The organism is Hydrogenophaga taeniospiralis (assembly GCF_020510445.1).
Taxonomy (GTDB): Bacteria; Pseudomonadota; Gammaproteobacteria; order Burkholderiales; family Burkholderiaceae_C; genus Hydrogenophaga.
The window spans coordinates 2,421,845-2,433,801 of the sequence record NZ_JAHBAG010000001.1 but is presented as its reverse complement, the minus strand read 5'-3'; the positions used below and the strand labels follow the sequence as shown (position 1 = coordinate 2,433,801).

At 66.7% G+C, this 11,957-nt stretch carries 12 protein-coding genes; 4 read left to right on the top strand and 8 right to left on the bottom strand.

The window, feature by feature from the left end:
- Positions 1 to 23: 23 nt before the first annotated feature.
- Positions 24 to 725: a response regulator gene (locus tag KIH07_RS11660; RefSeq protein ID WP_226494690.1), complete on the bottom strand. Its 702-nt coding sequence runs from the start codon at positions 723 to 725 to the stop codon at positions 24 to 26.
- 587 nt (positions 726 to 1,312) lie between these two features.
- On the opposite strand from KIH07_RS11660, the gene KIH07_RS11655 reads away from it, so the two are divergent.
- The 4 genes from KIH07_RS11655 to KIH07_RS11640 all read left to right on the top strand — a co-directional run bounded on the left by KIH07_RS11655 (position 1,313) and on the right by KIH07_RS11640 (position 5,209).
- Positions 1,313 to 1,765: a hypothetical protein gene (locus tag KIH07_RS11655; protein WP_226492125.1), complete on the top strand. Its 453-nt coding sequence runs from the start codon at positions 1,313 to 1,315 to the stop codon at positions 1,763 to 1,765.
- Positions 1,766 to 1,845: 80 nt separating this feature from the next.
- Positions 1,846 to 2,283, top strand: coding sequence for a hypothetical protein (locus KIH07_RS11650; protein ID WP_226492124.1), 438 nt, complete (start codon positions 1,846 to 1,848; stop codon positions 2,281 to 2,283).
- A 240-nt stretch (positions 2,284 to 2,523) separates the two neighbouring features.
- On the top strand, positions 2,524 to 4,014 hold the full coding sequence (locus KIH07_RS11645) for a DUF4384 domain-containing protein (protein ID WP_226492123.1): 1,491 nt from the start codon (positions 2,524 to 2,526) through the stop codon (positions 4,012 to 4,014).
- A 13-nt stretch (positions 4,015 to 4,027) separates the two neighbouring features.
- A complete protein-coding gene (locus tag KIH07_RS11640) occupies positions 4,028 to 5,209 on the top strand; it encodes a hypothetical protein (RefSeq protein ID WP_226492122.1) in 1,182 nt (393 codons plus the stop codon).
- 54 nt (positions 5,210 to 5,263) lie between these two features.
- Here KIH07_RS11640 and KIH07_RS11635 read toward each other — a convergent pair whose 3' ends face one another.
- From KIH07_RS11635 to KIH07_RS11605, 7 genes are read right to left on the bottom strand one after another with little or no spacing between them, the layout of a single operon-like run.
- Entirely contained in the window at positions 5,264 to 6,412 is a 1,149-nt protein-coding gene (locus tag KIH07_RS11635; protein WP_226492121.1) for a LytR C-terminal domain-containing protein, read from the bottom strand.
- Between the two features lie 26 nt (positions 6,413 to 6,438).
- The gene (locus KIH07_RS11630) at positions 6,439 to 7,395 is read right to left on the bottom strand and encodes a type II secretion system F family protein (protein WP_226492120.1); all 957 of its coding nucleotides are present in this window, start codon (positions 7,393 to 7,395) and stop codon (positions 6,439 to 6,441) included.
- A gap of 9 nt (positions 7,396 to 7,404) precedes the next feature.
- Positions 7,405 to 8,382: a type II secretion system F family protein gene (locus tag KIH07_RS11625; protein ID WP_226492119.1), complete on the bottom strand. Its 978-nt coding sequence runs from the start codon at positions 8,380 to 8,382 to the stop codon at positions 7,405 to 7,407.
- Positions 8,383 to 8,385: 3 nt separating this feature from the next.
- The gene (locus KIH07_RS11620; RefSeq protein ID WP_226492118.1) at positions 8,386 to 9,747 is read right to left on the bottom strand and encodes a CpaF family protein; all 1,362 of its coding nucleotides are present in this window, start codon (positions 9,745 to 9,747) and stop codon (positions 8,386 to 8,388) included.
- 50 nt (positions 9,748 to 9,797) lie between these two features.
- Positions 9,798 to 10,973 (bottom strand): AAA family ATPase, encoded by a 1,176-nt coding sequence (locus KIH07_RS11615; RefSeq protein WP_226492117.1) that lies wholly within the window; start codon positions 10,971 to 10,973, stop codon positions 9,798 to 9,800.
- Positions 10,974 to 10,985: 12 nt separating this feature from the next.
- Positions 10,986 to 11,450 carry a TadE/TadG family type IV pilus assembly protein gene (locus tag KIH07_RS11610; protein WP_226492116.1) on the bottom strand — a complete coding sequence of 155 codons (465 nt, stop codon included), beginning with the start codon at positions 11,448 to 11,450 and terminating at the stop codon, positions 10,986 to 10,988.
- Positions 11,451 to 11,460: 10 nt separating this feature from the next.
- Positions 11,461 to 11,955 carry a TadE/TadG family type IV pilus assembly protein gene (locus KIH07_RS11605; protein ID WP_226492115.1) on the bottom strand — a complete coding sequence of 165 codons (495 nt, stop codon included), beginning with the start codon at positions 11,953 to 11,955 and terminating at the stop codon, positions 11,461 to 11,463.
- Positions 11,956 to 11,957 lie beyond the last annotated feature (2 nt).

Sequence of the window (11,957 nt, the reverse complement as noted above, 5' to 3'; positions counted from 1 at the left end):
GGGGCCAACGCGCAAGCGGGTGTCTATAAAAGGCCGCGATCCGTGGCGCAGCTGACCGCCTGCGCGCGGGTCCTGACGTTGAGCTTGCGGTAGATGTTGCGGATGTGTGTGTTCACCGTCTGACCGCTGATCGCCAGCCGCGCACCGATCTCGCCGCTGGTGTAGCCGGCCGCGACCATCTTCAACACCTCGCGCTCGCGCTCTGAGAGCCGGTCGCGGCTGCCGCGAATCATGTTGCCCGAGGACTTGGTGGGCTCGAGCCGGTGCAGCAGGCGCCTGGCCAGATTCGGTGTGATGGAAGCCCCGCCGTTGACCACCTGCAGCACCGCCTGCGGGAAGTTGCCGAACCAGGAGTTCTTGATCAGGTAGCCATTGGCCCCCAACCCGAAGGCGTGCATCGCATGCTCGTCGTCTTCGCTGGCGGAGATCACCACCACCTCGGCCTGCGGCCGCACCGACTTGACCTGCTCGATCAGGTCGTAGCCATTGCCGTCGCCCAGGTTGAGATCGACCACGAGCACGTCGAAGTCGTGCATCGCCACCTTGCGCCGGCCCTCCTTGAGGCCACCGGCCTGCGCCACCAGGTTGATGCGATCGTCGGCCAGCAGCTCCTGCGCGATCACGTGCCGGATGTGGGGGTCGTCGTCCACCAGCAGCACGCGCACGGGCTGCATGCTTTGCCCCACCATGAAGTCGGGCCACACAGAGGGCTGGTTGGTGTGCATCGCGAACTGACGGTTGAGCGTCGGCACCGCGGTCGAGGATGTGCTGACGAGCCCATCCATGTTCATCTGTTTTTCCATGAATCCTCCCTGAAGGAACGCATCAAGTACCCCAATCGTTTCGACTGTTGCGCAACATGTCGCTGTGTGACGGAAACTTTCCGATATCACAAATCGGCGATCCGAGCCCCTGTCAAGTCGTGCGAAAAGCCCGCTGACGCTGCAAATTTGATACAGAACTTGGACGGATTTTGACTACTTTGCATTCTGTTTGCCAATTGACAATTTGTAACTACCCAGTTTTCACACCCAAAAGTACTCAAATTCCATAGCACCAAGCGGTTCGTTTCCCTCGGAAACAGCCAGTGAAGTCACCCGATTTACCTCATTTGTGGTCGTCCATCTTCGGTACACAGTTCAGGTCATTGGCCGGTGTGCGTTCCCTCACGAAACTGGAGCCAGACAAAGCAGGACGTGAGGCAAAGCCCCAAAAGGGCGAGCCTCTGCACCAAGCGGCGTCGATCAGGCTGGTGATCCCGGAATCCTCCGGTTCACCGGGGAAATGTGAACCAACTTTTTGAGGAACCATCATGAAAAAGCTCGCCATCATCGCTTTCGCAGCCATCGCCTCCACGTCGGCTTTCGCCGATCCGGAAATCGTCATCGACGGCACCTCGGTCCAGGCCGTGGCCGCCACCTCGACGATCTTCTACAACTCCGCCTCGGGTGAAGACGCCTATGCGCAGCAGAACGTCTCGAGCAACTCGGGCAACGTCACTGTCACGGGCGCAGGCACCTCCTACCAGCTGACCGCCGCCTCCGGCTCCTTTGTGGCGAACTACGCGGCTGGCGAAGACGCCTACGCCAGCCAGAACGTGTCGTCCAACATCGGCGACGTCACCATCGCTGGCTACTCGCTGCAGATGACCGCCTTGCAGAACTCGGGCGTGTACAACATCGCCGGGGAAGACACCCAGGCGGTGCAGAACCTCGCCAGCAACAACGGCTGCGTGGCTTGCGCGCCCAAGTCTGGCCACCACTGAACGGCCCTGGCCCAGCACGCCCCCTGAACCCCTTTTCAGGGGGCGCTGTCTTCTGATCACATGACCTCAGGAGGTCCCCCATGAAGAGGTATCTGATACAGGCGCGGAAACTGGGCGTTGCCATGGCCGTGGTCCCCCTGCTGTCCCTCCAGCTGGCGCACGGCGCCCCGGGCGAGGACACCATCGAGCTCAAGGGACCGGTGAAGTACCTGAGCATGCCGACCGCGCCGCCGCAACGATCGGGCGGCATGGACGGCCCCACCGACCTGCCCGCCTGGATGCGCGCACGCATGACCCGCTACGTGGCGAAGGCGTATGGGATCGCCGGCGAGGACGGCACGATCTACACCGACAGCGATGTGGTCACGACCGTCGAGACCGATGGATTCAGGAAGACCTGCGTGCAGGAGGTGGGCAGCAACACCCAGGCTGCCGATGCGCTGGGTACCCGGTACGGACCCGACACACGAGAACAGGTCGTGGTCCTGCGCGGCGACCTGGTCAACGTCTGCCGCTGAAACAACAAAGAAATAGGTGAGGGCATCATGAACATCCTGCGTCCAGGCATCAAAGCCACACATCCACGTCGAGGCATTCTGGGGTGGACCTTGTTGGCCGCGTCCGTGCTTGCCGCAGGGTGCTCCACACCGATGGACGCCCGCAAGGACACGTCATTCCAGTCCTATGCGCACATGGCCGACCGGCCGACCCATCGCCCCATGCGATCGCTGTCGAGCTTTTCGGACTCCCTCGTGTGCATGGACCGCCTTTTCCGGGACGCGCAGATTCCCACCACGCTGATCACCAGCAAGCAGATCCCCGACTTTTCGGGCCGCATTCCCGTGGCGACCAAGGACATGATCGTCACCGCCATTTCCCAGATGTCCCGACTGAGCAACGCGTTCCGCTACGTCGATTTCGAAGTGGACATTGCCAGGCAGGACACCGTCCAGAACCTGACGACCCTGCTGCTCAACAGCAACCAGATCCAGCTGCAGCGCCCTGCGCTGTATGTCTCGGGCGCGGTCGCTTTCGTGGACCAGAACGTGATCAACAACCGGTTCGACGTGGGCACGTCGGCGTCCCGCCTGGAAACGGGCTACAGCCGGGACAAGAACGCGACCATCATCGGCATGGAACTCCATCTTGGCGACTTCCGCACCCGCACCCTGATTCCGGGCCTGGATTCGGCCAACGAAGTCATCATCGGCACCGGCGGCCAAGGCCTGGACCTGGCGGGCCGCATCTCGGACTACGGCTGGCAGTTCAACGTCGGGCGGAACTACACCCAGGGATCGGGCGCGGCGATGCGCACCCTCATCGAGCTGGCCATGATCGAGCTGGCCGGCAAGTGGGCCCGGGTTCCCTATTGGCAATGCCTGACGCTGGACCAGACCCACCCCGGCTTTCAGCGCCAGCTGCGCGACTGGTACGACGAAGGCGACGCCAACGTGCACCAGACCCTGGTCAAGAAGTCCCTGACCGGCAGTGGCTACCTCACGGCCCAGACCGCGCAGCTGCCGATCAACCACCCCACGGTGCGCTCGGCCCTGGCCAGGTACCAGGTCGATCAGGGCATGGTGGCCTCGGGCGAGCTGAACTTCGCCACCTACGAGCGCGCCCTGCGCAACTACGTGATGCTGGGCGAAAACGGGCAGTTCATTCGCGTGGGCTGGAGCCCCGATTCGTCGCGGCCCCCGGTGCCCACGGTCTTCGACGGGCAGGTCACCGCCGCCCCGATGGGCCCGCCCCTTGGCACCGAGACCGGCCCCCTTGAGCTGGACCTCCAGATCGAGAACCTGGCGGCGGACAAGACGGTGTTCGAGCAAGGGACGCAGATATTCCTCTCGGCCACCGTGTCCCGCAACGCCCACCTGTACTGCTACATGGAACAGGCGCAGGGTGCCGTGATGCGGCTGCTGCCCAACCCCACCAACAGCAGCTCGCAGGTGTCGGCCAACCAGGCGGTGCGCATCCCGGACTGGATGGTGCCCAACCCCGGCTTCGTGCTGGATGCGGGCGGACTGGGCGAAGAGTCGGTCATGTGCCTGACCTCCGACACCGATCTGCAGGCGAAGCTGCCGGCGGGTCTGCAGACTCCGGGCCTGCGCCCGATCACCGGGTTTGTCGGTCTGCAGAGCATCCGGGAGGCCTACCGCACGGCCGCGGGCAATCAGGGCGTCACCGAGCAGACGCTGAAGTGGCGGGTGGTGCCCAGGCGCGCGGCGGCGACGGCAGCGGCCCGCTGAGGCGGGTGGTGCCATGGCCCCGCCGCGCCCGGTCCGCACCGTCTGGATGCTGCTGGCGATGGCCGCCGGTGCGGCAACCGCGGTCGAAATCCCGCCGACCCAGCCCATCCGAATCGCCCCCTCTGGCGAAGACGCCATTCAGACGCCGCCCCCACAGAACCCGGACATCCGCCTGCTGCCCCCCCTGGCCGTTCCGCCCGTTCGGAACGAGGCGCCCGCCCCCCTGCGCGTGTCTCCACTGAACGACCCCTGGGTCACCGCGGAGATCGAACGCCTGAAGACACAGGCCATGGGCGTGGATCTGGCCGCCCAGGGAAAGAGCACGGCCCGGCAACGGCGCAACGCGGCGCAGGCCGCCTGGCATCTGGGCCTGATCCACTTTCACGGTGCCGGGGTGCAGCAAAACCTGGCGCAGGCCCAACAATGGTTCACGAGAGCCCAGCATCTGGGCCATCCGCTGGCCAGCGCCGGTCTGGCCCTGTGCGAGATCGACGGCTGCACGGGGCCCGCGAATCCCCGCGCCGCCACGCCCTGGATACAGCAGCTGCGACGCACCGACGCGTCGCGTGCGCTGTTCCTGGAGTGGCTGGTGGCGTACCGGCTCTCTCCCATCACCTTCACCCCGGGCCAGGAACCGGGCACCAGCGCCACGGTCGCCTTGCCCGAGCAAGACCTTCTGACCCGGGCGGCCAATGCCGGAGATCCCCATGCGCGCATTGAAATGGCCATGGGGCTGGCGGCCGCCCGCCAGTGGGCGGCGGCGCTCGCGCTGCTGGAGCTGGCGGCGCCCCGCTCGGCGGCGGCCGCCGCCAATGTGACCGTGGTCCGCGACATACTCGCCCGGGAACAATCGCCCAACGCAGGCAGCGCTCAGCAGGCCCGACAGCTGCTGCTGGAGGCCAGAAGGCAACACCGGGGCGAAGGTGTGACCGCCAACTACAGCGAGGCGCTGCGCCTGTACCGCCAGGCCGAGGCGGCCGGCAGCGACGAGGCGGGCCGGATGCTGGCGCTGATCTCGTCCCGACCCGCGCCGGACGGCGGCGTCAACATCGAGTGGATGAGACAACTGGCCTACGTGGACCTTTCCCAGGTCATCCCCGCCCTGGGCAACGCCGCCGCGGGCTACCGGCTGCAGCGCGAGCCATCGCCGCTGTTCGACTGGATGCCCGAGAGCTGGCGCAGCCGCATCCGGTGAAAGCTCACGACGCCGGAGCGGGGTCGCGCGCAGCGCGGCGGTGGGTGTTTCCTCTCAGCTGCGAGGTTTCAGCCCTGCCGTTGCCAGACGGTCGGGTTCGGGTTGGGCCCACCGTGTGATCGCCTTGCCCGCGCCGTCATGCCCGAGCACCAGGCGAACCTGCGTCCCGCCCCCCAGCGTGCCCACTTTCACGGCCAGCACCGGCGTGGGCAGCGAGGCCTGGAGCGCGTTCACCGCCACCTCCTGCCCGGCCAGGTACTGGAGCAGGGTCTGTGGCTGCTGGAAGGAGCTGGCATTGGTCAGCCGGTTTGCCAGGATGCCCGCCGGTGCCAGCCTGTCCGCCGTGCGCCGGGCCAGGCGGGGCGCGCCTGTGCCGTTCGAGACCTCTATCCGCGCCGGGCGGGGTGGCTCCGCCTGCGCCACCGCCGGGGCGGCAGCCACTTCCCGGCTCGGGGCCAGGGGCTGCGGCGCCACCGCCGGGCCGTTCGCGGGCGGGTCCACCGCCGGGGCTTGTGCCCTGGCCATCGCTTCGATGGCCTGTGGCCCGGCGGTGCGAAGTTCAAACACCTGGGGCGCCACGGCCACCAGTTGCGGCCCCGAGGATCGGCGGTCCACCTCCTGCACCACGTAGGCCCCACCCGCCGGCGCCCCTTGCAGGGCCGGCCGGTTGCGCTCGTCGTGCTCGACCTGGGCTTTCGCCAGCAGATCGAGGTTCTCCCGAATCTGCCGACTGTCCGGGTCCAGTGCGCGGGCCGTGCGCAACCTGAGCTCGGCTTCCTGGAGCCGGTGGGCGTTCAGCAGTGTGAAACCCATGTTGTTGTAGACATGGGCGGCCAGGGGTTCGAGCACGACCGCCCGGTCAAACAAGGCCAGGGCCTCGGCGGTCCGCCCCGCCTGCGCACGCAACACGCCCAGCGCATTCAGGGCGCCCACGTGGTCCGGCTTGAGGGCCAGCGTTCGTTCGTAATACGCCACCGCCCGGGCGAAGTGCCCCGCGCCGTGCGCGGAGCGCCCGGTCGCGTACAACACCTCGTGCTCGGCCATGGCCGGGCCGGGCGCGGGCAAGGGCGCCATCTTCACCGGGACCGCCGCACCACCACCGGCGCGCGGAATCTGGGTGCCGTGCAAGGCGCCCGGCATGAGGCTTGAACAGCCCATCAGGCTGCCCAGCACCGACAACGAGGCCAATGTCTTGAGTTTCATGGTCTTGATCTCCTGGTTGAACGGACTCAACGACCGCCTCCCAAGGTCGGCAGAAGCACACGGTAGATGCTGATCATGGCCGGCCCCATGAGCACCAGCATCAACGACGGGAAGATGAAGAAGATCAGCGGAAACAGCAGCTTGAGCGGGATCTTGGCCGCGCGCTCCTCGGCGCGCAGGCGCCGGTGCACCCGCATGGTCTCGCCCTGGATGCGCAGCGCCTCGGCCACGTTGGTGCCGAAACGGTCGGCCTGCACCAGCATCGCCACGAAAGAGGCCACCTCCTCCACCCCGGTGCGCAGCGCCAGGTTGCGCAAGGCGCTCTCGCGCTTCACGCCCATGCGCAGCTCCAGCGCCAGCAGGCCCAGTTCCTCTTCCAGTTCGGGGCTGCGCAGGCCGATCTCGCTGCCGGCGCGCGCCATCGCGGCGTCCAGGCCCAGGCCCGCCTCCACGCACACCGTCATCAGGTCCAGCGCGTCGGGCAAAGCGTTGCCCACCTGCTCCTTGCGGGACGCCACCATGCGCGCCAGGATCATGTTGGGCAGGTAGTAACCCAAGGCCGCCAGCAACAGGAGCCACAGGAGGTTGACATCGGCGCCCGCCTCCAGCTTCGTCAATCCACGGTAGAGCATGAACAGCATGGGCATGCCGAGCGCCAGCAGGGTCTTGGCCGCGAAGAACACCACCGGCCAGCTCGCCTCGCGCAGGCCCGCCTGCATGAAACGCACCCGCAGGCTCGAATTTTCCCAGCCCTCCTTGGGCGCCGAGAGCTTGGCCACCGGCCCCACGGCCTTGACCACCTTGGCGTGCCACTGGGCATTGCCCTCCAGCCCTTCATCGGCGCGAGCGCCAGCGGCGTCGCCACCGATCTGCTCGACGCGCTGCTGCAGACCCTCCCGCCGGTTCAGCCAGAGCGCGACGCCCATGGTCATGCCCATCACCGCCAGGAACACGAGCACCAGAACAAGGGTTTGCTGATTCATGACGTCACCTCAGACCTTGATATCGATAATCCGCCACATCACAAAAATGCCGAGCAGCATCAGGCCGATCGCGCCGTAGACCAGCATCAGCCCCACCGGGTCGGAAAACAGCACCGAGAGGTATTTGGGGTTGAGCAGCTGGATCACCGCCCCCACCACGATCGGCAGGCCCACGAGGATGTAGGCCGAGAGCTTGCCCTCGGCCGCCAGGGCCCGCACCTTGGCGAAGAGCTTGAAGCGCTCGCGCACCAGCTCCGACAGCTTGCCCAGCAGCTCGGACAGGTTGCCCCCGGTCTCGCGCTGGATCACCACCGCCATCACGAAATACCGCACGTCGGGGCTGGGCACGCGCGCGGCCAGGTTGCCCAGCGCGGCATCGGTGGCCACGCCATAGGCGATTTCGTCGGAGGCGATGCGGAACTCCGTCGCGATCGGATCGGGGGCCTCACTGCCCACCATGGACAGGGCCGACGGAAAGGCATGGCCCGCACGCAGCGCGCGCGACATCAGGTCCATCGCATCGGGCAATTGCCCTTCGATCTTCTGCAGGCGTTTGGTGCGCCGGCGCAGCAGCAGCGCAATGGGCAAGGCCGCCAGGATCGGGCACAGGACGATCAACGCGAACCAGGGCAAGCGCAGCACCAGGCCACCCAGCAGGCCCGCCACGGCCAGCAAGGCGCTGATGGAAAGCAGGTGCGACACGGTGTTGTTGTCCCCGGCCTGCAGCATCAGCCGATCGAGGTGGTGCATCCGCGGCAGACTCTGCAGCAGGCGCTGCATGGCCGGGCTGTCGCTGAGCATGCGCTGCTTGAGCAGCTTGAGCGCGGTGTTGTCGACCTGACCGCCCGCCGATATGGCGCGCAGGCGCTGCTCCAGGCGGCGCACCTCGGGGCTCTTGGTGTCGCTCCAGTAGACGTACAGGCCCTCCAGCAGCAGCACCACCGCCAGAAACCCCATCACCACAAACAGAGTCAGGCCGATGTTCATACGCTACTCGTAGATCAGATTGGGGTCGAACGTGTCGTCGGTCACGGTTTGCCCGAAGGCCTTGAGGCGTTCCATGAACTTGGGCCGCACACCGGTGGCGCGGAAGTGGCCCACGACCTTGCCCTCGGCATCGATGCCGGTCTGGCGGAAGTGGAAGATCTCCTGCATGGTGATCACGCTGCCCTCCATGCCGGTGATCTCCATCAGGCTGATCAGCTTGCGCCGTCCGTCGTTGAGGCGCGAGAGCTGGATCACCGCGTTGATGGCGGAGCTGACCTGTTGGCGCATGGCGTCTTCCGAGATCACCGCGCCGCCGTAGCCGGCCATGTTCTCCAGCCGGGTCAGCGCGTCGCGCGGTGAGTTGGCGTGCACGGTCGCCATCGACCCCTCGTGGCCGGTGTTCATGGCCTGCAGCATGTCCAGCACCTCGGCGCCACGCACCTCGCCCAGGATCACGCGGTCGGGCCGCATGCGCAGGCTGTTGCGCACCAGCGCGCGCTGGCTCACCTCGCCCTTGCCCTCGATGTTGGGTGGCCGTGTCTCCAGCCGCACCACGTGCCGCTGCTGCAACTGCAGCTCGGCCGCGTCCTCGATGGTCACGATGCGCTCGCTGGCGGGGATCGCGGCCGAGAGCACGTTGAGCAAGGTGGTCTTGCCGGTGCCGGTGCCCCCCGAGATCAGGATGTTCATCTTGGCCTTGACCATGGCCTGCAGCAGCGCGGCCACCACAGGCGGCAGCGAGCGCCTGTCGATCAGGTCGTTGACGGTCAGTGGCACCACCGCGAACCGGCGGATCGAGAGCACCGGCCCGTCCAGGGCCAGCGGCGGGATGATGGCGTTCACCCGCGAGCCGTCGGGCAGGCGGGCGTCCACCATGGGGCTGGACTCGTCGACCCGACGCCCGATGCGCGAAACGATCTTGTCGATGATCTTCATCAGGTGATCGCTGTCGGAGAACGTCACCTCGGTGAGTTCGAGCCGACCCCGGCGCTCCACGAACACCTGGTTCGGGCCATTGACCAGGATGTCCGACACCGTGGGGTCCGCCAGCAGCGGCTCCAGGGGGCCCAGGCCCATGATCTCGTCCTGGATGTCCTGGATCATGCGTTTGCGTTCCTGCGCGTTGAGCGCGGCGCCCGACTCCACCAGCAGACGCTCGGTCAGGACGCCCAGCTCCTCGCGCAGGCGCTCGGGCTTCATGCTGCCCATCACCTCCAGGTCGATGCGCCCGAGCAACTGGGTGTGCAGCCGGTCCTTGAGGGCGTTGTGGAGCGGGATCGCGCCGCCAGGAAGGGATCGGTCTTCCTCCGAACCGTTCAGGCGGGTGGGACTGCGCAATTCGGGGGTGGTGACTCTCATGTTCATGGTGTTGGTGCTCGGTAAAAAATGGAGAGGATGGGGTGGAGCGATGAAGGTCACAGCCGTCCTGCGATCGTCGAAAACCAGCTCTGCTTGCCCGCGTTCACCGCGACCGGCGAAAGCTCTTGTACCCACTCCTGCAGCGCGCGCGCCACCGGATCGCGCGCCGCCAGCTTGGCCAGTGGAATGCCCTGGTTGATGGAGACCAGCACCGCTTCATCGCTGGCCGGCAGGACCCGGGCCACCTTGTGCCCCGTGGCCCGCTCCACTTCGCCCAGGGGGATCTGGCCGCCCTTGCTGTAGCGGTTGAGCACCAGCTGGATTTTTTCGCGGGGGTAGCTCAGGCCTTCGAACACGCCGATGATTCGCTGGGCATCCCGCAGGGCGGGCAAGGTCTGCCCGGCCACCACGTGGATGCGCTCGGCCAGATCCAGCGCCTTCACCGCCGCCGGGTCCATGACCCGTGCCATGTCGAGCAGCACGAAGTCGTATTCGGTGCGCGCCAGGCCCAGGATGGCCGCCACGGTCTCGGGCGTCACCGCTTCGAGCTGGTAGGGCAGCTCCGGCGCACACAGCACGTGCAGGTTGTCCCGCACCTTGAGCACGCTCACCGCCAGCAGCGCGGCGTCGAGCCGGTGGCTCTGGCGCGCCATGTCGACCACGCTGGCCTCGGGCTTGCGGCTCGTGAGGTAGCTGACCGCGTCGCCGAAGTACAGGTTCAGGTCCACGATCAGCACCCGCTTGGATGCCTCGGCGAGCAGATAGGCCAGGTTGGTGACGAGAAAAGTGCAGCCACAGCCGCCCTTGGCCGGCATGAACGCGTACAGCGTTCCCTCGTTGTCCACGAACTGCGAGGTGATCGACTTGGATTCCTCGACGTAGGCCACGCCCGCCTTGACGGACGCGGCGCTCAGCGGCCCGGGCAACACATCGCGCACCCCGGCCCGCATGGCGCGCTTGAGTGTGGCCATGCCCGTTTCATAGCTCACCAGCAACAGCATCACCGTCGGGTGACGCAGGGTTGCCGCCTCGATCAGCTCGAAAGCCGCATCGTCAGGGCGCGACAGGGCCAGCAGCACCAGGTCGGGCTTGTCCTTGTGCATCACGGCCTGCAGGTTTCGGGGCCCTCCCACGTGGGCATTGACGCTCACATTGGTCAGGGGCTTGAACGTCCCGATGAGCTGGTCGCGCTCCTCGGTGGTTTCGAAAATGAGGGAAACGTTGTGGGACATGGTGTTTGGGTCTTATGGGCACACGGGATTGCCCGCGCTGGTCATGTACTCGCGCGGCAGGCTGGTGGGGAACTGGGGGATCGGAAAAGCACCGCCAAAGAAGGGGCTGACCGGGGTGAAGTTGGCCCCGACGATGCGCGCCGTCACGGTCTGGCAATTCGACGCGTCGCAGTTCACCGGAACGTAGTCGAGCACCATGTTGGCGGCCGGAATGCCGCCCCCGGTCATCGCGCTCATGCGCGCCTTGATGAGCGTGAGCTCCCCTGGCGCCTCCACGCTGCACACCACCCCCAGCCGGGCACCGAGGCGGGTGGCCTCGTTGGCCCCGTTGAGCAGAAAGAGCCAGCGACCGAACTCCATGATGCCCAGCAACAGGGTCAGGAAAAAGATCGCGATCAGCGCGAACTCGACCGCGGCCACACCGCGCTGGGCGCGGCGCCTGGCACGCTGGAAAAAGGGGTGGCGGGTGAGTTTCACGGCAGTGGCCTCAGTTCGTGCTCGACGCCATGGTGATACTGATCGGGCCGAAGGTGATGTCCGGCACCACCCAGGGCACCACGGAGAGGAAGCCGTAACCGGCGTCCCCGGCGCCGACGGTCACCGTCACCAGGCTGGTGGTGCCCTCGCCGGTCAGCACATTGGCATGGGTGCCCGCGCAGGCCACGGGATCGCACACGGAAATCATGGCCAGCGTGAGGTTGGGCACCAGGGCGGGCAAGCCGTCGCAATCGAAGGCCCCGCACAGCGCCAGTGAACGGGCCTTGAGGCGGATGCCGTCCACCGTCTCCCCGGCCGGCGGACTGGCCAGACTCTGCTGCGACAGGTATCGCGCCGCGCCGCGCGTGGCCTTCACCAGACCGTTGTACTGGTACAGCGCGCGCCCCAGCTCGGTGATGCCGAAACAGAGCACCAGCATCGGGATGAGGATGATCGCCATCTCCACGGCCGCGACGCCCCGTTGTGAATGGATTGGGCTGCGCATGG

Bases quoted from the DNA above. Each gene is read 5' to 3' on its own strand.
- KIH07_RS11615 (WP_226492117.1), bottom strand. From the start codon at position 10,973: ATGTCCCACAACGTTTCCCTCATTTTCGAAACCACCGAGGAGCGCGAC.
- KIH07_RS11620 (WP_226492118.1), bottom strand. From the start codon at position 9,747: ATGAACATGAGAGTCACCACCCCCGAATTGCGCAGTCCCACCCGCCTG.
- KIH07_RS11625 (WP_226492119.1), bottom strand. From the start codon at position 8,382: ATGAACATCGGCCTGACTCTGTTTGTGGTGATGGGGTTTCTGGCGGTG.
- KIH07_RS11650 (WP_226492124.1), top strand. From the start codon at position 1,846: ATGAAGAGGTATCTGATACAGGCGCGGAAACTGGGCGTTGCCATGGCC.
- KIH07_RS11635 (WP_226492121.1), bottom strand. From the start codon at position 6,412: ATGAAACTCAAGACATTGGCCTCGTTGTCGGTGCTGGGCAGCCTGATG.
- KIH07_RS11645 (WP_226492123.1), top strand. From the start codon at position 2,524: ATGGACCGCCTTTTCCGGGACGCGCAGATTCCCACCACGCTGATCACC.
- KIH07_RS11605 (WP_226492115.1), bottom strand. From the start codon at position 11,955: ATGCGCAGCCCAATCCATTCACAACGGGGCGTCGCGGCCGTGGAGATG.
- KIH07_RS11640 (WP_226492122.1), top strand. From the start codon at position 4,028: ATGGCCCCGCCGCGCCCGGTCCGCACCGTCTGGATGCTGCTGGCGATG.
- KIH07_RS11655 (WP_226492125.1), top strand. From the start codon at position 1,313: ATGAAAAAGCTCGCCATCATCGCTTTCGCAGCCATCGCCTCCACGTCG.
- KIH07_RS11660 (WP_226494690.1), bottom strand. From the start codon at position 725: ATGCACACCAACCAGCCCTCTGTGTGGCCCGACTTCATGGTGGGGCAA.
- KIH07_RS11630 (WP_226492120.1), bottom strand. From the start codon at position 7,395: ATGAATCAGCAAACCCTTGTTCTGGTGCTCGTGTTCCTGGCGGTGATG.